General features: G+C 53.4%; 21 protein-coding genes. 13 read left to right on the top strand and 8 right to left on the bottom strand.

Features of this window, described 5'->3' with window-relative positions:
• Positions 1-154: 154 nt before the first annotated feature.
• Both F608_RS0112890 and F608_RS34775 read left to right on the top strand, forming a co-directional pair.
• Positions 155-1,705, top strand: a complete 1,551-nt coding sequence (locus tag F608_RS0112890) for a glycosyltransferase (protein WP_022666060.1) — start codon at positions 155-157, stop codon at positions 1,703-1,705.
• A complete protein-coding gene (locus F608_RS34775) occupies positions 1,702-2,748 on the top strand; it encodes a formylglycine-generating enzyme family protein (protein WP_022666061.1) in 1,047 nt (348 codons plus the stop codon). The genes F608_RS0112890 and F608_RS34775 overlap by 4 nt, the downstream gene beginning before the upstream one ends.
• Before the next feature lie 62 nt (positions 2,749-2,810).
• Here F608_RS34775 and aroB read toward each other — a convergent pair whose 3' ends face one another.
• Complete coding sequence (gene aroB / locus F608_RS0112900) at positions 2,811-3,842, bottom strand: 3-dehydroquinate synthase (RefSeq protein WP_022666062.1); 1,032 nt, start codon at positions 3,840-3,842, stop codon at positions 2,811-2,813.
• On the bottom strand, positions 3,842-4,852 hold the full coding sequence (aroF, locus tag F608_RS0112905; RefSeq protein WP_022666063.1) for a 3-deoxy-7-phosphoheptulonate synthase: 1,011 nt from the start codon (positions 4,850-4,852) through the stop codon (positions 3,842-3,844). The genes aroB and aroF overlap by 1 nt, the downstream gene beginning before the upstream one ends.
• 397 nt (positions 4,853-5,249) lie before the next feature.
• Here aroF and F608_RS0112915 point away from each other — a divergent pair, with 397 nt between their 5' ends.
• The 4 genes from F608_RS0112915 (at position 5,250) to minE (ending at position 8,299) form a co-directional block, all read left to right on the top strand.
• Positions 5,250-6,392: a hybrid sensor histidine kinase/response regulator gene (locus F608_RS0112915; RefSeq protein ID WP_022666065.1), complete on the top strand. Its 1,143-nt coding sequence runs from the start codon at positions 5,250-5,252 to the stop codon at positions 6,390-6,392.
• Between the two features lie 111 nt (positions 6,393-6,503).
• Entirely contained in the window at positions 6,504-7,193 is a 690-nt protein-coding gene (locus F608_RS0112920) for a septum site-determining protein MinC (protein ID WP_022666066.1), read from the top strand.
• Positions 7,194-7,219: 26 nt separating this feature from the next.
• A complete protein-coding gene (gene minD, locus F608_RS0112925; protein ID WP_022666067.1) occupies positions 7,220-8,020 on the top strand; it encodes a septum site-determining protein MinD in 801 nt (266 codons plus the stop codon).
• Positions 8,021-8,032: 12 nt separating this feature from the next.
• Positions 8,033-8,299, top strand: a complete 267-nt coding sequence (minE, locus tag F608_RS0112930) for a cell division topological specificity factor MinE (RefSeq protein WP_022666068.1) — start codon at positions 8,033-8,035, stop codon at positions 8,297-8,299.
• Between the two features lie 188 nt (positions 8,300-8,487).
• On the opposite strand, the gene aspS is transcribed toward minE, so the two are convergent.
• From aspS to F608_RS0112950, 4 genes are all read right to left on the bottom strand, one after another.
• Complete coding sequence (gene aspS, locus F608_RS0112935; protein ID WP_022666069.1) at positions 8,488-10,278, bottom strand: aspartate--tRNA ligase; 1,791 nt, start codon at positions 10,276-10,278, stop codon at positions 8,488-8,490.
• A gap of 5 nt (positions 10,279-10,283) precedes the next feature.
• Entirely contained in the window at positions 10,284-11,552 is a 1,269-nt protein-coding gene (gene hisS / locus F608_RS0112940; protein WP_022666070.1) for a histidine--tRNA ligase, read from the bottom strand.
• Positions 11,553-11,633: 81 nt separating this feature from the next.
• Complete coding sequence (gene hisD / locus F608_RS0112945; protein WP_027362712.1) at positions 11,634-12,929, bottom strand: histidinol dehydrogenase; 1,296 nt, start codon at positions 12,927-12,929, stop codon at positions 11,634-11,636.
• A 290-nt stretch (positions 12,930-13,219) separates the two neighbouring features.
• The gene (locus F608_RS0112950; protein ID WP_022666072.1) at positions 13,220-13,615 is read right to left on the bottom strand and encodes a carboxymuconolactone decarboxylase family protein; all 396 of its coding nucleotides are present in this window, start codon (positions 13,613-13,615) and stop codon (positions 13,220-13,222) included.
• 172 nt (positions 13,616-13,787) lie between these two features.
• Here F608_RS0112950 and F608_RS0112955 point away from each other — a divergent pair, with 172 nt between their 5' ends.
• The 7 genes from F608_RS0112955 (at position 13,788) to F608_RS0112985 (ending at position 20,353) form a co-directional block, all read left to right on the top strand.
• Positions 13,788-14,663: a LysR family transcriptional regulator gene (locus F608_RS0112955; RefSeq protein WP_022666073.1), complete on the top strand. Its 876-nt coding sequence runs from the start codon at positions 13,788-13,790 to the stop codon at positions 14,661-14,663.
• 133 nt (positions 14,664-14,796) lie between these two features.
• The gene (locus tag F608_RS0112960) at positions 14,797-15,477 is read left to right on the top strand and encodes a class I SAM-dependent methyltransferase (RefSeq protein ID WP_022666075.1); all 681 of its coding nucleotides are present in this window, start codon (positions 14,797-14,799) and stop codon (positions 15,475-15,477) included.
• On the top strand, positions 15,474-16,481 hold the full coding sequence (locus tag F608_RS0112965) for a hypothetical protein (RefSeq protein ID WP_022666076.1): 1,008 nt from the start codon (positions 15,474-15,476) through the stop codon (positions 16,479-16,481). The genes F608_RS0112960 and F608_RS0112965 overlap by 4 nt, the downstream gene beginning before the upstream one ends.
• Positions 16,478-17,635 (top strand): ABC transporter permease, encoded by a 1,158-nt coding sequence (locus tag F608_RS0112970; RefSeq protein ID WP_022666077.1) that lies wholly within the window; start codon positions 16,478-16,480, stop codon positions 17,633-17,635. Before F608_RS0112965 ends, F608_RS0112970 begins: the two co-directional genes overlap by 4 nt.
• 2 nt (positions 17,636-17,637) lie before the next feature.
• A complete protein-coding gene (locus F608_RS0112975) occupies positions 17,638-18,303 on the top strand; it encodes an ABC transporter ATP-binding protein (RefSeq protein WP_051148571.1) in 666 nt (221 codons plus the stop codon).
• 4 nt (positions 18,304-18,307) lie between these two features.
• Positions 18,308-18,544, top strand: coding sequence for a hypothetical protein (locus F608_RS35705; RefSeq protein ID WP_084681124.1), 237 nt, complete (start codon positions 18,308-18,310; stop codon positions 18,542-18,544).
• 15 nt (positions 18,545-18,559) lie between these two features.
• A complete protein-coding gene (locus F608_RS0112985; RefSeq protein ID WP_022666080.1) occupies positions 18,560-20,353 on the top strand; it encodes a SulP family inorganic anion transporter in 1,794 nt (597 codons plus the stop codon).
• A 14-nt stretch (positions 20,354-20,367) separates the two neighbouring features.
• On the opposite strand, the gene F608_RS37375 is transcribed toward F608_RS0112985, so the two are convergent.
• Entirely contained in the window at positions 20,368-20,844 is a 477-nt protein-coding gene (locus F608_RS37375) for a GNAT family N-acetyltransferase (RefSeq protein ID WP_022666081.1), read from the bottom strand.
• Between the two features lie 118 nt (positions 20,845-20,962).
• The gene (locus F608_RS0112995) at positions 20,963-21,841 is read right to left on the bottom strand and encodes a DMT family transporter (RefSeq protein WP_161626858.1); all 879 of its coding nucleotides are present in this window, start codon (positions 21,839-21,841) and stop codon (positions 20,963-20,965) included.
• Positions 21,842-21,973: the final 132 nt, after the last annotated feature.

The raw sequence follows: 21,973 nt of genomic DNA on the forward strand, positions 1-21,973 counted from the left end.
AAAAACAATTATAACAGGGACAGCCTATACCATACTCTTTAGCCAGGTCCCGGTCAACCATACCCTGGTTTTTTTCGTATAATGAGAAATGCTTTGGGATACAAAAGGATTTGGGAAAATTTTATCTAAAACGGAAATCCAAAAGAGCATATCAATGGAAAAAATGAAGACGGATAAAAGGGATTTTTTTACTTCTCTGGCATTGGTGGAAAATTTTTTCATTCTTTCTGATTCAGGCCGGCTCTTTGATCCCTCCAAAGCGCAGTATTATAAAGAACTCCGGTACGAGCTGAAAAAGGCATTGGTGACATTGCTTTTCTGGTGCCGCCCCCAATTGGAGGAATCCAGGGGGATTTTATGGGTTTATGAAGGCTTCAACCGCCGGGCGGAAAGGTTTGAGAAGACGGCAATTGAAAAATCCTATTCCGGCCAAGGCAGTGTTCTTTCCCAAGAGCCGGCCGATTCACCGACTTTTGCTGCCATGCAGGCCATGCTTTTTCTGGGGCTTCTGCCCTTTCCCGGCCAGTGGAAATGGCTGGAGCTCCTGTGTGAAAATTTTTCAGAAGATCCCGAGGTCCAAAGTTTTCTTGAAAATGAAAAAGATATTATTCACCGGAAATTGGTTAAAAAAGATCTGTTGAAACTCAAGCTCAGAAGTTTTTCCCAGGTGTTGAAAGCCCCTGAACCGCCGGGAGAAAAAGGCGTTCTCAGAATTTTTTCCATGCCCTATCTCTTTTTTTTCTGTCCCGGGCTGCTAAAGGAACTCAGCCGGGACTATTTTATCTATGTTGAGCCTGCTGCAGGCATTAACTTCCGCCACTCCTGGATGCGGATTTATTCAGGGCTGGAAGATCCGGTCTTGTTTGGTGCGGCATCCAGGGAGGATGCCGATTTCCTGGGCAGTCAATCGGGCATCATGACCACACACCTTGCCCACGGGGATTATCTTGAAACAGATGCCGGCAACGCCGACGATTCCGGGGTCCGGGGGAAGGACAAAAATTATGATATCGTGTTCAACAACACCTTTGATGAGATGGATCGAAAACGGCATGAATTTATGCTGGATCTCATGTCCCATCCCTTGCTCGAAAAGGCGAAGGTGCTGTTTCTGGGCCAGGGAAAAGAGAGAAACATCCGTTGTCTTCGTCAGGATATCCAGCAGCGGGGACTGCAGAAAAGAGCCGTGGTCGTTGCCAATATCCTGCGAAGGGAAGTGCCCGCTTATCTAAGGCAATGCCGGCTGGGAGTTCATCTGGCTCTTCAGGAGAACGGCTGCCGCGCCGTGTATGAATATTTTCGGTCTGATCTTCCCTGTGTGATGTCCACGGCCACCGCCGGAATGAACATGGATATCATCAATCCCCGGACCGGGATGGCAGCGCCTGATAAGGATATGGCCCCGGCCGTTTCAGAGGTCCTGGCAAATATAGATCAATATGACCCCCGGGCCTGGTTCCTGGAAAATTCAGGCAGTATCAATTCTACAAAAGCCCTTAACACCCGGCTTAAAAAGATTTTTTTGAATCTCGGATATGAATGGCATAAGGATATTGTCTCCTTGACCGGCAGCGGTCCGGGTCGGTATGCGGATAAATCGGACATGGAAAAATTCAATCCTCAGATCGAGGAAATCAGCCGGGGGGTGCTTTCCAAATTGAAAACCCAGATCCGGGATGGACAGGAAATTCATGGGGGAAAATGAGATATTCTATTCTTAAATTGATCTGCCTGGCCTTGTTTTGTCTGTGTGTCGTCTCTTGTTTTGCAGAAGCCTCACAAAAGAGGTTCTCCCAGGAGGCCAGCCCCTTGATTGACCGGGCAAGGCAGGGGGATACAAAGGCCATGTGCAGGCTGGTCCGGGCCTATTACGACGGAAAGGGGGTTCTCAAGGATCCTTTTAAGGCCCGGTGCTGGGCTGAAAAAGCCTGGAATATGGGATCCGGGCAGGCCAAAAAACTATGGGATGAACTGGAGCTGTGGCGGTATCCGGGGGAATGCACCCTTTTCCCGGATGAGGACTCTTTGCCCGAACATGATCCCGGGGAGGTCCGGCGGGCCGGAGGTATCCCCTTTGTCTGGGTACCCGGGGGATGCTTTAAAATGGGCTGCCATGAAAATGCAGGCAGATGCGGCAAAGATGAGGCCCCCCTTCACCGGGTATGCCTGGACGGATTCTGGATGGGGCGGTTTGAGGTTACCCAGGCCCAGTGGGAAGAGATCATGGGAACAAATCCCTCCCGGTTCAGAAAAGGGGGGGAGTTTCCCGTGGAAAAGGTCTCCTTTGATGATGTCCGTGTTTTTATCCGAAAATTGAATAAAAGGAGTTCAACCCGGTTTGCCCTGCCCACGGAAGCCCAATGGGAATATGCCTGCAGAAACCAGGGAAGGAAAATTCCCTTTGCCTGGGGCCGGGAAGATTTCAGGCCCCGGCAAAACTGCGGCACCTGCGATGCCGGAAACTTCAGGGGACGAACCTCCCCGGTGGGAAGTTTTGAGGCCAATGATCTGGGGATCTTTGATCTGGGTGGAAATATCAGGGAATGGTGCCGGGATGTCTATGACGAGGAGGCCTACGATCATCATAAACAGAAGAATCCGGTCCGCAGGAAAGGGGGGAGGGCCCGGGTGGTCCGGGGCGGCTCCTTTGCCGATAATGTCCAGGGACTGGGATGCAGCCGAAGATCCGGGGTGATTCAGGCAATAAAAGATCAGACCATCGGGTTCAGACTGGTGGTGATGGAATAGCAGGCAAAAGTCTTAGGCTGGGCAGCCGTTGGCCGTTCCGGCCGGCGGACTTTAATCTTTGGTTATTTGAAGATGGAACGGATAAACCGGTTCATCTCTTCATAGGCGATTTTTTCCACCCGGGCCTTTCCCAGGGCTTCCAGAAAGACGAAAAAGAGGTCCGAACCCTGCTTTTTCTTGTCCCTGGCCGCGGCCCGGATGATCTGGTCGGCATCATGGTCAAGATCCGTGGGCAGGTTAAGGCCTTCCAACAAATCCACGATCCTGTCCACGTCTGCCCGGGAGATATAGCCCCGGTCCATTGAAAACAGGGCGGCGGCCTTCATGCCCAGGGCCACGGCCCTTCCATGTCCCTTTTGGTCGATTTTTTCTATGGCATGGCCGATGGTGTGGCCGAGGTTGAGTTTTTTTCTTTCATCGGCCTCTTTTTCATCCCTTTGGACGACCCTGGACTTGATGTCCACGGAATCGGCCACCAAACGGGAAATCACATCCGGGTCCAGGTCCAGGGCCCTTTGCCGGTTCTGTTCCATAAAGGAGAGCATGTCCGGGTCGGAAATCAGGCAGTGTTTCACAATTTCGGCCAGGCCGTTGGAGATCTCGGACTTGGGCAGGGAGGCCAGCATGTCCATGTCGCAGATGACGAACTCGGGCTGGTTAAAAACCCCCACCATGTTCTTGAAGGAATCCAGGTTGACCCCGTTTTTGCCTCCCACGCTGGCATCCACCTGGGAGAGCAGGGATGTGGATACAAATCCGAACCTGACCCCGCGCAGGAAAACGGATGCGGCAAATCCGGCGATGTCGCAGACAATCCCCCCCCCGATGCCCAGGATAAAACTGGACCGGTCACACCCCAGGTGGATCAACTCTCTTAAGATAAACTCCACCGTGTGAAGGGTCTTGATTTTTTCTCCGGTGCCGATGGTGATGACGGGTCCTTTGGGGAACCTGTCCTGGTAAAGATCCCTGATATTTGAATCGGTGATGATGACAGGCTCTGTGTCCGGAAGATACTCTTTAACGTTGGACAGGCTCTCCCCCACATAAATGGAGGAGAGTCCCATGAGACCGTTGACCTGGAATTTTTTCATTATTTTTGTCCGACAATGGCATGGATGGCGTTGATTTTTTCCATGACATCGGCAAATTGTTTGGGGTAAAGGGACTGGGCACCGTCACTTAGGGCCTCGTCCGGGTTGTTATGGACCTCGATCATGATCCCGTCGGCACCAAGGGCCGCACATGCGCAGGCAAGGGGTACGACCTGGTCCCGGACCCCTGAAGCATGGCTGGGGTCCACGATGACAGGGAGATGGCTTTCCTTTTTTGCGGCCGGAACCACGGACAGGTCCAGGGTATTCCTGGAGTGGCGGACAAAGGTTCTGACCCCCCGTTCACAGAGGATGACGTTGGGATTTCCCTCTTCCATGATGTACTCCGCAGCCATAAGCCATTCCTGGAGCATGGCGGACATGCCCCTTTTCAAAACAACCGGCCTCCTGGATTTACCGGCCCTCCTGAGCAGGCTGAAGTTCTGCATGTTCCGGGTGCCGATCTGCACCACATCGGCATACTCTTCCACAATATCAAAGTTTTCAACGTCCATGACCTCTGTGACAATGGGAAGTCCGGTTTCCTCCCGGGCATGGGCAAGGTATTGAAGTCCCTCTTCTCCCAGGCCCTGGAAAGAGTATGGAGATGTTCTGGGTTTGAATGCCCCCCCTCTGAAAAGCTTGGCGCCGGCCTTTTTTACGGACCGGGCAATGGACAAAATCTGTTCCCGGGATTCAACGGCGCAGGGGCCGGCAATGACGGGAAGGGAGCCGTTACCGAAAACAGCATCACCGACTTTGATCCGGGTGTTCTCTTTTTGAAGCTCCCGGCTGACCAGCTTATAGGGCTTGGTCACCGGGATCACCTCTTTGACCCCGTCAAGCCCCAGAAAATGAGCCGCATCCACGGATCCCTTATTGTGCAGGATTCCAATGGAAACCCGGTCTCCCCCGGGGATGGGCCGGGCCGTGTAGCCTCTTTTTTCAATGGTATTTACAGCTGCCTGGATCTGTTCTTCGGTTGATCCTTTTTCCATTACGATGAGCATGGTTCCCTCCGATTTTATGGTGTTTTATCAGCAATCCATATTTTGGGCAATAAAAAAGGCCTGAAGACCTCAGCCCTGAAAATAAAAAGGCTGCAGTCTTTATCTGCAGCCTTTGTCATGTCCGTTATTTGAAAATGTCAGACAGAATCCCCTCTGCAGATGCGGCGGGTCCGCCAGCAATAAAACCGGAAAAAATAGTCCCGGGCGCAGGGTGGGTTCTGTTTTGTTTCTATGTACAAGAACAAGATCATGGGAGGATTATAAAGGCCTGATTGGTTTTGTCAAGAAAAAACAAGAAAAAGAAAGGTTTCCGATTGAAAAACCTGGAAAAATTTTTTATTATGCCGCATGATCCGCATATTGGCGGTAAATTTTACTTTGATTCGGGTATGACAGAATGGAGCATATTCACTTAAAAAACGAAAAATCTGACGCGGTTGAGGCCCTGGCCGGAGGTATTGCCCATGATTTCAATAACCTTCTGACCGCCATCAAGGGGCATGCATCCCTGATGATGAACAGTGTCAAACCGTCTGATCCGCTCTATATCCATATCAAACAGATCATCCAGTGCATTGACAGCGGCTCTGAAATCGCCAACCAGCTTCTGGGGTTTGCCAAGGCAGACGAGTACTATACCAGTTCCATTGATGTAAACCGCCTGGTTCGAAAGATCGTTGAGCACCTGAACCTGAGGGGCAAAGGGGTGATCCTTGAGGTGGGCCTGGATTCCAGCGCCCTGATCATAGAGGCGGATTCGGATAAGATCTGCCAGGCTTTTAACGCCCTCCTTGAAAACGCCCTCCAGGCCATGCCCAAGGGGGGAAAGCTCTCCATTTCCACGGAATCGGCCAACTTGATGAACGGAACGGCAAAGGCCTACGGCCTTGAAAGCGGTCTGTTTACAAAGATCACGGTAACCGATACCGGTATCGGCATGGACAGGGATACCCTGGAAAATATCTTCAAACCCTTTTACTCTGCCGACCATAAAAACCATCCCGATAAAAAAGGCCTGGGCCTGACCTTTGCCAGGGAAATCGTGAAAAACCACAAGGGCGTCATTGACGTATGGAGTTCCCCCAATGTGGGATCCTCCTTTTCCATTATCCTTCCCCTGGCCGAGCCCCTGGAAAATGTGAATTTTCCCTCTGCCGACCAGAAGCTGGTCCTGGGCAATGAATCCGTTCTCCTGGTGGATGATGAACAGCGCATCCTCACCGTTGGAAAAGAGATCTGCAAGGCCCTGGGCTATAAGGTGATTACGGCCAACTCCGGCAAGGAGGCCCTCCAGATCTATAAAAAGAAAAAGGAGAAGATCAACCTAGTCATCCTGGACATGATCATGCCGGAGATGAACGGGCTTGAAACCTTTTTAAAATTAAAAAAACTCAACCCCGACATCAAGGTTCTCCTGTCCACCGGGTACTCCATTGATGACAAAGCCCAGGAAATGCTCAAAAAGGGCTGTAAGGGCTATATCCTCAAACCCTATTCCGTCATTGATTTTTCCCATAAAATCAGAGAAGTCCTGGAATAATCATCCCTGTTTTTTCCTTCCGGGCTTCAAAACGATTCAGTTCTTGACACTGGTATATCGATTGCCTATATTCCCCCAAATAATATTATTTTAATTATTTGGCAGACAAAGATGATTAATTTTGACACCCCTGCACCTGTGAAACTGAAAGGAGCCGGAGGGGGATTATGGGTGACCATTGATCCTTCCCATCCTGAAGAAGTCCTGACTGCAGAAATAGACAAATTGTTTAAAAAATTAAAGCATCTTACCGTGAATGCCAGCGTTGTCCTGGATCTGGGAGAGGAGCAGGGGCAGCAGGATTTCATTGACCGCATCAAGGCCCGCCTGATTGAAAAATTTGAAGTGGGCCGGGTATCCACCCCGCCCAAGAAAAGATCAATCCCCACGGCCAGAATCCGCCAGCGGGACGTGTCAAGGGGCTGGAACCACCACAGGAGCGATGTGCTCATGCTCAGGGGCCGGGTCAGGTCCGGCCAGAAGATCGACACCAAAAAACACGTGGTCATCACAGGAGATGTCAATCCCGGTTCGGAAATCCGGTCCGGAGGGGACGTGATCGTGCTGGGCAAGCTTTCCGGAAAGGTTCATGCCGGCAGTCCCGGGAACAACGATGCCATTGTGTTTGCCCTTGAATTCAATCCCACCCATATCAAGATCGGGAGTGTCTCGGCCGCCGGCTCCGAGGAAAAAGTCCAGGACCGTCCGGAATTTGCCTATGTTGAAGAGGGCAAGATTATTGTCAGAGACTATATGAAGGCAAGTCCCTTCAGGAAGATGCCGTGGCCGGAGGCGGTATAAATATAAATTAAAGATTGAGGTGTGAATTGGAAGGAAAAATCATTGTCGTAACATCGGGTAAAGGCGGCGTTGGCAAGACAACCGCAACCTCTTCCATCGGGGCGGCGCTCGCCCTTGAGGGCAAGCGGGTGGCCATTGTGGACATGGATATCGGATTGAGAAACCTGGATGTGGTCATGGGCCTGGAGAACCGGATCGTCTTTAATATCGTGGATGTGGTCCAGCAGCGGTGTAAGATCAGCCAGGCCGCCATCCGGGACAGAAGAATCGACAATCTTTTCCTGATTCCCGCTTCCCAGAGCGACAACAAGGACGTGCTCACCACGGCCGGGGTGGAGCGGGTGGCCAGGGATCTGCGTAAAAAATTTGACTATGTGATCATGGATTCCCCGGCCGGTATTGAAAGGGGATTTGAAAATTCCATTGTCGGTGCTGACGAGGCCCTGGTGGTCTGTACCCCGGATGTGTCTGCGGTCAGGGACGCCGACCGGGTCATTGGACTGCTCTATTCCCGTTCCCTGGAGCCCAAACTCATTGTCAACCGGATTGAGCCGGCAAGGGTGGAAAGGGGAGAGATGCTCAGCCACGATGACGTGCTGGAGGTCCTTTCCATAGAGCTTGCCGGCCTTGTCCCCATGGATGAAAAGGTATTGATCTCATCCAACACCGGCACCCCCCTTGTTCTTCAGAACGATTCCAAAGCCGGCCAGGCCTTTAAGCGGATTGCAAAGAGGCTGGACGGTGAAACCGATCTGCCCATTGAGGTTCCCTCGAATAAGACAAGTATGTGGAATAAGATCTCCAGGACACTGGGTATAACACAATAAGGAGAATTCTCAATGTTAGGCGGATTATTTAAGCGGTTTACCAGTCAGAAAAAGAGTAAGGATGCAGCCAAAAAAAGGCTCCATTTCTCCTTGATATACGATAAACTCGAGGTCAACGACACCACCCTGACCGATCTTCAGAAAGACATCGTGGACGTGATTTCAAACTACTTTGAAATTGACAAGGATTCCCTCGAGTTAAAGGTCAAACGGGACGACGATGTGTCGGCCCTGGTGTTTAATACCCCCATTCTTCAGGTCAAACGGAAAAGAGTCTGATTTTTATTTCACCTTTTTTATAAAAGCTTTATAAAAGCGAGAACTGCGACAAGGAGCATCGGCGAAAACAGCCGCTGCTCCCGGGTTGCTCTGTCGTCTGCGCCAGGATTAAAAAAAGGGCTGTCCGGTTGAATACCGGGCAGCCCTTTTGGATATTAAAAGGAATATTTTTTCCTAGTTCTGAAATCTCAACTCTCCACCACCTTGGAAATCCGGATGGCCAGTTCCTGGAGCTGGGCAACACCGGCCTCGGAAGGAGCCTCGGTCAGAAGGCAGGTGGCCTTCTGGGTCTTGGGAAAGGCGATCACGTTTCTGATGGAATCTTCCTTGCACAGAATCATGATGAGCCGGTCCAGACCGAATGCGATGCCGCCGTGGGGCGGGGCACCCGATTCCAGCGCCTCCAAAAGAAAGCCGAATTTCTCCCGGGCCTCTGCCTCATCTATGCCCAGGCAGCCGAGGACCTTCTGCTGGAGTTGGGTGTCGTGGATACGAATGGAGCCGCCGCCGATCTCAATGCCGTTGAGCACCAGATCATAGGCCCTGGATTTCACCTCCAGGGGAGAGGTTTCAAGCTTGTCGATATCTTCCTCGTTGGGGGAGGTAAAAGGGTGGTGAAGGGCCTGGTACCGCTTTTCATTTTCATCGTAGTCCAGCAGGGGGAAATCCGTGACCCAGGTGAAGCAGAATTCGTCATCGGAGATCAGCCCCAGACGCCGGGCCAATTCGTTTCTCAGCTGGCCCAGGGCCTCATTGGTAATCTTGGGCTGGTCTGCCACGAAAAAAACAATATCGCCGGGCTCAAGATCCAGCCGCTGCCTCAGGGCCTCTTTTTCGTCGTCGGTGAAGAACTTGGCAATGGGAGACTGCCACTGATCTTCCTTGATCTTGATCCAGGCCAGGCCCTTGGCCCGGTATACAGCGGCAAATTCGGTGAGTTCGTCGATCTCCCGCCGGGTAAAGGAGGCACATCCCTTGGCATTAACCGCCTTGACCAGGCCCCCGTTTTTGACCACGCTGGCAAAAACTTTGAAATTGGCGTCCTTGACAATATCGGATACATTGCACAGTTCCAGTCCGAACCTAAGATCCGGCCGGTCCAGGCCGAACCGCTCCATGGCCTCGTCATAGGTGAGCCGGGGAAAAGGGGGAGCCAGGTCCAGCCCCAGGACATTTTTAAAGATGCCTGTGATCAGCCCTTCTGCAATTTCCATGATCTGGTCTTCATCCACAAAGGAAAGCTCCATGTCGATCTGGGTGAACTCGGGCTGGCGGTCGGCCCGGAGGTCTTCGTCCCGGAAGCATTTGACGATCTGGTAGTACCGGTCAAACCCTGCGATCATGAGCATCTGCTTGAAGAGCTGGGGGCTCTGGGGCAGGGCATAGAACTGGCCCTGGTTGACCCGGGAGGGAACCAAATAATCCCTTGCCCCTTCCGGGGTGGATTTGGTCAGAAACGGGGTTTCAATGTCAATGAAACCCTTGTTGTCCAGATAGTTTCTCACGGCCATGGTGGCCTTGTGCCGGGCCAGGATATTGTTCTTGAGCTGGGTGCGCCGCAGGTCCAGGTGACGGTACTTGAGCCGGATATTTTCCGAAGCCTCCACATGATCTTCGATCTGGAAGGCCGGGGTTTTGGCCCGGGAGAAGATTTTCAGTTCCTGAACGAGGATTTCAATGGCCCCGGTATCCATATTGGGGTTGAGCATGTCGGCCGGCCTGGCCGCCACCTTTCCCCGGACTCCCAGGACGTACTCATTTCTGATTTCCTGGGCCTTTTCATGGACTTCAGGGGAAATTGTGGGATTGAACACCACTTGGGTGATGCCTTCCCGGTCCCTTAAGTCAACAAAAACAACCCCGCCGTGATCCCGGCGGTGCTGGACCCATCCCATCAATATTACTTCCCTGTCAACATCTTCTGCTCTCAGCTCCGAACAGAAGTGGGTCCGTTTCATCTTTCCTAGTAGATCTGTCACCTGGTTTATCCTTTATTATTCTTTTTAAAAATCGTTTTCAGCTCGTCTGCCAGGCAGTCCATGGCAATATTAACCTGGTCCTTGGTGTTCATATCCCTCAGGATCAGCTTCTTTTCGGCAAGTTCGCTTTCCCCGGCAATGAGAACGTAACGGGCATTGAGTTTGTCGGCCCTTTTCATCAGGCTTTTCATGGACCTTCCCCTGAAGTCGGTCTGGGTGGTGATGCCGAGAAGGTTGAGTTCACAGGACCAGGCATAGGCCTTTTCCATGGCCCCCTCCCCCAGGGGAAGGATGAACAGGTCCAAAGGCTCTTCCTTAGGCGCCTTTCCCAGCTGGTCCATGACCTCAACCAGGCGGTCAAACCCGATGGCAAAGCCGATGGCCGGGGTCTGGGGGCCTCCCAGCTCCTTGACCAGTCCGTCATACCGTCCCCCGCCGGCCACGGCGCTCTGGGCGCCCAGGGCGCTGGTCTGGATTTCCCAGGCGGTCCGGGTATAATAATCCAGGCCCCGGACCAGGGATTTGTCCACGGAAAAATCCACATTCTGGTTTTCCAGGGTGGACCGGACAATATTGAAATGATCCTCGCAGGCAGGGCAGAGATGGTCCACGGTGGCCGGTGCCCCCTCAAGGGCCTGTCTGCAGGTTTCCACCTTGCAGTCCAGGATGCGCAACGGGTTTTTTTTCATCCGTCTTGTGCAGTTGTCGCAGAGGACCTCTTTCCTGTCCCCCAGGAAATCCATGAGGGCCTTTTGAAAGGCCGGCCGGCACTCGGGACATCCCAGGCTGTTGATATGGGCGGTAAGGCCGGTGAGGCCCAGGCGTTTGAATAACTCATTGAGCAGGAAGATCAGTTCGGAGTCGATATAGGCGGACTCCACACCAAAGACCTCGGCATCGATCTGGTAAAACTGACGGTATCTCCCCTTCTGGGGTCTTTCCCTCCGGAACATGGGGCCGATCATGAAAAATTTCCGCACCGGATCCACGGCATACATCTTGTGTTGGATATAGGACCGGGAAATGGAGGCTGTGGCCTCGGGGCGCAGGGTCAGTTTGTCCCCTTTCCTGTCCTCAAAGGTATACATCTCTTTTTCAACGATGTCCGTGGCCTCCCCGATACTCCGGGCAAAGAGCTGGGTCTTTTCAATGACGGGTATCCGGATTTCCCGGTACCCGAATGCCGTAAAAAGGGCGGCAGCTTCCTGTTCCACTTTCTGCCACAGGCCGATATGCTCGGGCAGGATATCTCTAAAACCTCTTATGGTCTGCATGTTCTTTTTCTAGGGTCTAGTGGTTAATATTTAGAATAAAGGGTGTATATAGTTTAAAATCAACGACTTGGTCAAGGCTTCTTATTTTCTGATCCTCACGGAATTGGCATGGGCATCCAGGCCTTCGATACCGGCCAGGCAGATCACGTCATCGGCCTCTTCCTTCAGGGCTCCCTGGGAGTAATGGATCAGGCTGGTCTTTTTGGTGAAGTGCTCCACCCCCAGGGCCGAGGAAAATCTTGCCGTACCGGCCGTGGGCAGCACATGGTTGGGACCGGCAATATAATCGCCCATGGGCTCCGGGGTATGGGATCCCAGGAACAGGGCCCCTGCGTTCCGGATCTGGTCCAGATAATTAAAAGGCTCTTGGACCATGAGTTCCAGATGCTCCGGCGCCAGTCGGTTGGAAAGGGCGATCCCGGTTTCAATATCCGGCACCAGCATGACAGCCCCGTAATCCCGGATGGACGGCCCGGCGATCTCTTTCCGGCTTAGGCTGTTGAGCTGGGTTTCCAGGGCTTGTACAGTGCGGTCGGCCACTTCCCGGGAATCGGTGACCAGGATGGCCGATGCCATGACATCGTGCTCGGCCTGGGATAAAAGGTCTGCGGCAATATACTCGGGATTGGCTGCACCGTCTGCGATGATGAGGATCTCACTGGGCCCGGCGATCATGTCAATGCCCACGGTCCCGGCCACAATCTTCTTGGCCAGGGTCACGTAAATATTGCCCGGCCCCACAATGACATCCACACGGGGAACCAGATCCGTACCATGGGCCAGGGCCGCGATGGCCCAGGCGCTTCCGGCCTTGAACACCGAGGTGATGCCGACCTTTTGGGCTGCGGCCAGGATATGGGGATTGATTTTTCCGTTTTCCATGGGCGGGGTCATCAGGGCAATGGAGTCCACCCCGGCCACCCGGGCCGGGATTCCGCCCATGAGCACCGAGGAGACCAGGGGGGTTTTCCCTCCCTTGGCCCCCGGGGCATAGATCCCGGCGGCATCCACGGGGCGCACCATCTGCCCCAGCATCACCCCGTTTCTCGGGGTGTCGATCCAGGATTTTTCCTTCTGCCGCTCATGGAACCGGGTAAGCTGGGCCACCGACCGGTCCAGAGCCCTGAGGAATTCAGGTTCGAGGCCGGTCATGGCCTCCCGGAACTCTTGTTCAGACACCTTCAGGGTCTCGATGGTCACGGCTTTGGAATCAAATTGATTGGTATACTCCACAAGGGCCTGGTCTCCCCTTGCCTTTACCTCTTCTATATAGGCGAGAACATTGTCGTAATCTTCCCGGGAAAATCCAAGGCCCCGGTCAATGGTCTCCTGCACCCTTTTTTCCGCCTCTGCTGACGGATATGTAAAAATTTTCATCCCTGCATCCGCATTCATAGATTTCAGTGGGGGCAGTCTTGTTTAACTGCCTTAAATAAAGCAAACTTTTTTTATACCAGAATGAGGGGGATAAATCCAGGCGCCAATGAATTTTTATCAGGGGCTGTGCATTTGAACGGATTCACCCCAGGCAGAAGGCAGGTGAGGCACTGGAACGGGATATGCCGCCCAACAGCCCATGGACAGGCCGGGGAGAATGGAGTGGACGCCCCTTGCCTGCCGGGTATTTTTTATGCGGATCCTTGGAAGTCTCGGCTCGTCAGAAGGTTCTAATTCTGTCCAGCCCCCTCTTTTCGTTCCCCAAAGACTTCCCCGGCAGCCAGAGCCCCGTTTATGGCGGCTGGGAATCCGGCATACACCGCCATCTGAATCATGATTTCGATGATCTCTTCCGGGCTCACCCCCACGTTGAGGGCTCCGTGGATGTGAACCTTGAGCTGGGGCCGGGCATTTCCAAGAGCTGCCAATGCGGCAAGGGTGGCGATCTCCCTTGCCCTCAGATCCAGGCCCGGCCGGTCATAGACGTCTCCAAAGGGGAATTCAATTGTATACCGGGCCAGGTCCGGGGCAATTTCTTTCAGGCTTTCCACAACTCTTTCCCCGGCTTTGCCGTCAATCTGCATGAGATTTTCCCATCCAATTTCATATCTTGTCTTTTTCTTCATTTTACGCTCCCTTTTTTCTTTAGTTGATGCTTCCTTGATCACCTGTCCGGGTTCGGACCGATTTCTTTAAATTTTAAAACCTTGATTAAAATATGTCTAATATATTTTTATCATTGTTTTAATATGAAATTCATATTAAAAAAAATTGAATTCCAAAGGCAAAGGGGGGAGAGTGGAAACACGGATATTAAGATATTTTTTAATGGTGGCAGAAGAACTTCACTTCAGCCGGGCCGCAAAAAAACTGAACATGTCCCAGCCCCCCTTAAGCCAGCAGATCATGAAGCTGGAACAGGAGCTTGGGGTTGCGCTTTTTATCCGGAACAAGCGCAGGGTCAGCCTGACCCAGGCCGGCCAGTGTCTCAGGGAACATGCAGGAAATATTTTATCCATGATGGAATCCGCAAAAAAAGAGGTACGACAGACAGCCATGGGGAAAACCGGGTCATTTTCCCTGGGATACGTGGGCCCGGCAATGGACAGCTTTTTACCGGATCTCCTGGGCCGGTTAAAATCGGTCAGCCCGGATGTTCAGCTCCGTCTCAAACAGATGACCACCCGGCAGCAGCTCTCTGACATCCGGAAAGGACGGCTCCATGCCGGTGTTGTCCGGCTTTTCGGACAGGAACCCCAGGACCTGGAAGCCTTTCCCGTTCACAGGGAAACCTATCTGCTTGCGGTTCCGGCCGGGCATGGCCTGGCCGGAAAAAGCCGGGTCCGGATCCGGGACCTGGCAGATGAGTCCATGATCTTTTTTCCCCGGCAGATCCAGCCGGAACTTTTTGACGGGTGGATGAAAATCTTTTCCAAAGAGGGGGTTGTCCCCGAGATCACCCAGGAGGCGGAATCCTATCATACCATAACGGCCCTTGTCTCTGCGGGCCTGGGCATTGCCATTGTTCCCGAGTCCACGGCAGGAATAAAAAGAGCGGGTGTGATCACCATTCCCATACAGGGGAAAAATCCGGAACTGCTTCTTCATCTCTGCTGTCCAAAGGGATCCCGGCATCCGGTTTTAAACAACCTCTTATCCTTGATCCCGGCATAGCCGCTTGACTTATTCATGGTAACCTTATAGTTTTTCAAAGAGCCGGGTCCGGGTCTGATCTGCCTTCACAGGGGGGACAGACCCGGGTGATAAATGCTTTATCCATTTTACAATGCGTTCAGGAGGTCCCCCCATGGACTTTAGATCCGTTCCCACAAGGGGCAGAACCCTTGATTATGCCGCAGGTGTCTATGACATCCTGGAGCCCTGGGTCATGTTCGGCCGGGAACACCATATCAATCAACAGGTGGTCGAGGCCCTGGAAATCAAGGAGTGGCACCGGATTCTCGATGTCGGGTGCGGCACCGGGGTCGTCACCCAGCTGATTTCCCGGCATCTGGATGCGGAAAAGGGGGGAATGGCCCTGGGCGTTGACGCGGCCGGAAAGATGATCCAGGGCGCCGTTGAAAAACGTCAGGGGCCGGCCTGCTCCTTTCGGACAGCCGCGGCCGAAGACCTTCCCTTTGAGAACGAATCCTTTGATTCAGTGGTTTCCACCCTTTTTTTTCACCATATCCAGATGGATCTAAAAATCAGGGCCTTTGACGAAGCCTTCCGGGTCCTGAAACCCGGGGGGCACCTGGTGGTATCGGACATGCATATTCCGGAGACCTTTCTGGGGGCGCTCATCGCCCATGCCTCCCGGTGGCTGCTCTTCCAGCCCCAGATCGGGGAAAACATCCGGGGGGTCCTGCCCGATGTGATTGCCGGAGCCGGGTTTACCCCCCCCAGACTCGTGAAGACCTATCTGGGCTACATCACCCTGTTTATCAGTGGGAAGCCCGGGGAGAAACCAGGAGGCCTACAATCATGAACCTCCTTGGCCCTGAAGAGACAGCAGCCAACTTTTTCCCCCTGCTGGAAAAGGAACTCCGCGCGGCCTTGACCCTTTTCTGGGAAATTGCCCAATCCATCCTGGACAAGAGCCCGGTTCAATTGAATCCTCCTTCCTCCGATTATTTTTCCCTGGAGAACAATTTTTTTTCCGCTCTTTTTCTCTACTCCTACATCCGGAGCGGGATCTCGGAGCCCAGGAGGATCCTCTTTGCCGCCATGAACCAGTGCCTGCGGGGCATGGTCACCGGGTGCGACAATCTTTTGGATGACGAGTACAAACAGACCCTGGACACGGATCTGCCCGGGAATGCTAGGAAATTCAGGTCCATTCTGGATATCATGACATCGGACCGGATCCTGACCGCCATCATGTACAGGGGCTGCCAGGAGGGAGAGTTCTCCCAGGACCAGATTCTTTCGGCCAACAGGGCCTCCCTCCACGCCCTTCTCAAAAGCGGAGCCCAGGAGGCGTCCGAGGAAAAGGGCATTGACAGGATCCTCGGGCCGGAAACCCTCCTCTCCGAGGTTCATTCCATAAAAACCGGAATTCTTTTCCAGGCCCCCTGGGTGCTGCCCCAGCTCATCGGAGGAAAAGGATCAATCCCTCCGGACCGGATAAAAGAGGGGCTCTTTTTCCTCGGAATGGGCTGCCAGGTTCTGGACGATATGGTGGATATGGCCATGGATATAGTTAAAAAACGTCATAACTATGTGATTTCCCTGATCGTTCACGGAAAAGATTTGGAGGAAAAAAAGCGTCTGGAACCCTTCCTCTATCCGGTCGATCCCAAACCGGCTGATTCCGGTCTTCTGGATGAATTTCCCCGGGGACGGAAGAAAGCGGCCGAAAAGGCGCTCCATCTGCTTGAAAAGGGGAGCAGAATGCTGTTTGCCCCGGAGCATGAGTTCATGGTTCCCTATTCCATTGAATTTTTCGCCAGAAGGATCGGGGCGGATCGATTTCTGGATCCTGTGCCATGAGCTTTGCCTTCTGGATCAAAACCGCGGGGGCCTTTCTTTTCAGGTCGGGCCGGACCACCTTTGTCCTGGGGATCATGATCTGCCTTGCCGTGGGAACCCTGGTGTTTATCAGCGCCGTTGCCATGGGGGTGAACGACTGCATGATTCTCAACTCCACGGCCCTCTATTCCGGCCAGATTTCAGGCCACGGCCTTCCCCGCTCCCTGTCCAGGGAGGATCTGTTCACCCGGGGAGTTTCCAATGTGCTGGAAAGGTTCGAGATCCGGGGAGTTATAGAGTCCCGGGGAAAAACCCAGGCCATTATCCTGGTCGCCCTGGACCCGGCCCGGGAGAGGAAGAGCACTTTTTTATGGAAAAAGATCACGGCCGGCCGATATCTCTTAGGTGACGGACCAAACATACTGATCAGCCGGACCCTTGCGAAAGACTTTGGGGTCGGTCCGGGAGATCCCCTGGTTTTCAGGGCCGGAACCGCATCCGAGGTGTTTCCGGTGGCCGGGATCTATGAGACCGGGATCCCCTCCCTGGATACGGCCACGGCTTTCTGCCCCCGATCCCTGTCCCTGGCCCTGCCTGGAGAGTGGAGCGCGGCTGTCTTCCTGGAACCGGGCATATCCGAAGAGAGGATAAAACAGGCCTGGGCTGCCAATGGAGTGGATGTCTCCCGGATGAAGACCTGGCAGGAGACCCTGCCGGACCTGACCCAGCTTATCGATCTGAACCGGATTTCCATGGGCTTTGTCCTGGTGCTGGTCCTGGGGGTGGTGGCCTTTGCCACGGCATCGGCCTTTGCCATTTTCATTGTCAGCCGTATCCGGGAATACGGAATCATGAAGGCCATGGGTGTAACCCCAAGGGAGACGGCCATGCTGATCTTTTTCCAGGTGGTCCTGCTCAACCTGGCCGCTGCCCTTGCCGGGACCCTGGCCGGGGCCGGGGCCGTCTTTCTTGCCGGAAAAACAGGAATTGATCTGTCCGGGTTTACCTCCCACAACCGCTATTTCGTGGTTTCCGGGACCATCTTTCCCAGGCTGACCCCTTTTTCCCTTTTGCTGCCCTCGGCCCTGGCACTGGCCTTCTGCTTGGCCGCTGCGGTCTGGCCGATTTTCATTGTGGTCCGGAAGAGGACGGCCGATGTTTTGAGAAGCGTGTGAACATGATAGAAGCAATGGACATCGTAAAGACATTCCGATCCGGAAAAAAGAAAGTCCCGGTGCTGTCCCGGGTATCCTTTGCCCTGGAAAAAGGCCAGACTCTGACCATTGCCGGGAAATCCGGATCCGGGAAGACCACCCTGCTCAACTGCCTGGGCGGTCTGGAAAAGCCTGACAGCGGCAGGATCCGCTGTTTTGGCGTGGATGTCACTGCCCTCTCCGGGAAAAGCCAGGCCCTTTTTCAGCGGGAAAAGGTCGGATTTGTTTTCCAGTACGGCAACCTGCTCTCCTATCTCACCGTATCTGAAAACATCTCTTTTCCCCTGGTGCTGAACCGCTTCTCTTCCCGAAAGAAGGAGATGCGGATAAAGGGCCTGCTGGAGGAGCTGGAACTGACCGGCCTTTCCCGGGCCATGCCCCATGAACTTTCCGGGGGCCAGGCCCAGCGGGTGGCCTTTGCCCGGGCCATCGCCCATGTACCGGCCCTTCTTCTGGCCGACGAGCCCACGGCCAGCCTGGACACGGCCACCGGCCGGAACCTGATCCGGCTCATGGTCCGGATGGGCAGAGAAAACGGCGTCACCATTATTGCCTCAACCCATGACAATGAAATCATCCGGCATTCGGACCGGACCATCTGGCTGACAGATGGAAAAATTACAGGATAAGAAAATGAAAAAAATCAGAAAGCAAATCCTCTGGACGGCCGCAGTCCTTTTCCTTTCCGGCTGCGCCCATACTGCTTATCTCGGGTTCCACGGAAAATCGATAAAATCCTTTCCTGAAATTCATAAATCCGCGGTATCTGACACCCAGTGCCTGGGATGCCACGACCCGGACAACAACCCCCAGGGGCCGCCGACTCCCCACCCGGATTTTATCGGTTGTCTCAAGTGCCACAATGATTAACAGGGAATCTTTACCATGTCTCTGATTTTCAGAAAAGCCGCTCCGGTCCGGGCCATTCCCCTGGGCATCAAACTTTTTCCCTTTCTCCAGTGGATCCGCCAGGTCACTGCCGGGTCCCTCCGGGCCGACCTTCTGGCAGGGCTGACCGGGGCTTTCATCGTCCTGCCCCAGGGGGTCTCCTTTGCCATGATCGCCGGACTGCCGGCGGAGTACGGTCTTTACGCCGCCATTATTCCCCCGATCATCGCCGCCCTGTTCGGCTCGTCCATGCACCTGGTCTCCGGCCCGACCACCGCCATCTCCATCATTGTCTTCTCCACCCTGAGTCCCCTGGCCGAGCCCGGCACGGCCGACTACGTCCGCCTGGCCCTGACCCTGACCTTTCTGGCAGGCACCTTTCAGCTGGTCTTCGGACTGGCCCGCCTGGGAACCCTGATCAATTTTGTCTCCCATTCCGTGATCGTGGGATTCACGGCCGGAGCCGCCTTTCTCATCGCAACCAGCCAGCTCAAGCATGCTCTGGGAATCCCCATCCCCAGCGGCTCCTCTTTTCTGACAAGCTGGATGGTCATCCTGAAAGCATCGGGACAGATCAACTATTACGAGGCAGCTATTGCCCTGGCCACCCTGGCCTGCGCTGCTCTGTTCAAGACCCTTCGGCCCAGATGGCCCGGGCTCCTGGCCGCCCTGATCGTCGGAAGCCTGGTCTGCTTGGGAATCAACGGCCAAGCCCACGGGGTGAGACTTCTGGGGGAACTGCCCGGCCGCCTTCCCCCGATTTCCGCCCCTGATTTTACCATGGACACCCTTCGCCTCATGGCCCCGGGTGCCCTGGCCGTGGCCTTTCTGGGGCTCATCGAAGCCTTGTCCATTGCCCGCTCCATCACGGTTCTTTCCAACCAGCACATCAACGGAAACCAGGAGTTTATCGGGCAGGGGCTCTCCAACATCGCCGGCAGTTTCTTTTCCGGATATGCCAGCTCCGGCTCCTTTACCCGGTCCGGGGTCAACTACGATTCCGGGGCGGTCAGCCCCCTGGCCAGTATCTTTTCCGCCCTGTTCCTGGCGGTGATCGTGCTGCTGGTCGCCCCCCTGACCGCCTGGCTGCCCCTGCCGGCCATGGGCGGGGTCATCTTTTTTGTGGCATTCAAGCTCATCGATGTCCGCCATATCCGGGAGATCCTCAAGAGCAGCCGCTCCGATACCCTGGTCCTCCTGGCCACCTTCGGCTCCACCCTCTTGTTTGAAATTGATTTTGCCATCTACACCGGGGTGCTGCTCTCCATGGCCATCTACCTGACCCGGACCTCCCACCCCCATGTTGCGGTCATGGCCCCTGATCCCTCGGACCAGCGCCGCAGGCTGACGGAAGTCGTCCCGGGCGAATCTGCAGAGTGCCCCCAGCTCAAGATCCTCAGGATCAACGGATCCCTCTTTTTCGGTGCGGCCAACCATGTGTCCGCCATCCTGGAAGAGATGGATGAGGAAGATCCCCTGCATATGCTCATTGTGGGATACGGCATCAACTTCATTGACGTTTCCGGGGCCATGGTTCTGGCCCAGGAGGCCCAGAGGCGGAAAAAGATGAAAAAGAACCTTTTCCTGTGCCGGATCAACCAGAATGTCAGGCGTTTTCTCAGACACGGGGGCTTTGTCCGGGAACTCCGGGAAGACCACATGTTTTCAACGGAATATGAGGCCATTGCCCGGATATTTGACACCCTGGATCGTCGGATCTGCCTTACATGCAAGGTCCGGATCTTCAGTGAATGTAAAACCGTGCCGGGGCAGGGAGAGGAAAGAGAGTAATGGGGAATAACGGATTATATCTTTATTTGAAAGAGGACCTTGGGGTGACCTTCACTTAAATAATCATTTGTTACAGGAAATCCGTCAACAGAATCCTCTCCCGGTAAAATTTCAAATCCCATTCCCCGGTGGAAAGAAATGGATAATCTGTTTGCGGGAGATGTGCAGGACTTTACCAGAGACACCCCGTTTTCTCTGCAGACCGCAAAGAACCTTTGGTAGAGTTCTTTTCCGAACCCCTTTCTTCTGCACTCCGGATTGACACCGGCAAGCTGTATATAGGCTTGGCTTTTGCGGCTTTGGGAAATGAACCCGACTAAAAAACCGGCCAGCCTGCTGTTTTCTTCAGCAAGAAAACAGGTGTTCTGGAAATGGATAAAGAAAATTTTCAATAAAGAGGAAGAAAGATCCCGTCCTCCCCACCATTGCGGCATGGCCTCTATAATTCTCTGATGATCCTCAGGTCTTATATTTCTTATGGGAATGGTCATTGTATTTTTTTAGGATTAAGGTTTCCAAATAAAGGCTATTCTCATTAATCAAGAGCACAGTGCATTACATAGCCTCACCTTTTTGAACATACCCACCGTTGAAATCATCAGAAAGGTTTCAGCTTTTGCTATGAATGTGCTGAAGAAACAATACACCTAGGCTGCAAGACAAAATCAATAAAATTCCATACATGGTGCGTTGGGTATAGTCCTCACCGCTGACCAGCAATAATACCGTGGACAACAGCGGTGTGGCATACCCGATCGGGGCGATTATCTTTGCTCCGTCACCGGACATTGCATAGGACCACAAAAAATACCCGATAGCCATGGGACCTACGCCTATGTACGCCGCAATCCCCCAGTCGTTAATTTCAGGCCAACCGCCGTTCTGAAAACAGGCGAAGATGAAACAACTCCCAGCACCGATGAGCGTTACCGGAATTAAGAGTTTTTCGGTCATCCTGATATTGGATGAGGCAACCGTATAAAATGCCATGCATAAAGCAGAAGCAAAGGCAACAGCACCGCCCGGATTGATTCCCTGCTCCAGGAAGTTTAGGGTCCCCTTCGCCGCCATGATCATCACAACACCATAAAAACCGATTAATGCCAATCCGATCCCTGCCAATCCAATTCGGTTGCGAAGAACAACGGCCGCCCAGACCGCTACGATCAGGGGCCAGCTATATGCAATAACATTGGCTTCCAGAATATTACCAATACCAAAGGCAATATACTGCAGAATAATGGTTCCTACCAATCCCACCAGGCCGATGAGTATCTGTTTGAGTGGGGGGAGACCTGAAAAGATCCGTAAATCACGATGTCTCAGAATGTACAGAAATAGAAATGTAATTGCTGCGGCAGAAAATTGAATGGTCAATAGTTCCGACACGTTCAGGGCGGCCAATCCATATTTCGCTGCCAAAGCGTTTGTTGACCAGAAAAGTACTGAAGTTAATGCAGCGGCAACACTATAATTCATATTTTTCATAAACATTCACAAAAGGTGACACTTGAGGCTGTAAGATTCCTGATAAGTTCGCATTTCTTTATCGTTGCTTTAAACGGGTTTCTCAGCGGCGAGGGGACTAAGTCCGCTGAAGAAAATGGTGTACGCCCGGTA

Source organism: Desulfospira joergensenii DSM 10085, from assembly GCF_000420085.1.
Taxonomy (GTDB): Bacteria; Desulfobacterota; Desulfobacteria; order Desulfobacterales; family Desulfobacteraceae; genus Desulfospira; species Desulfospira joergensenii.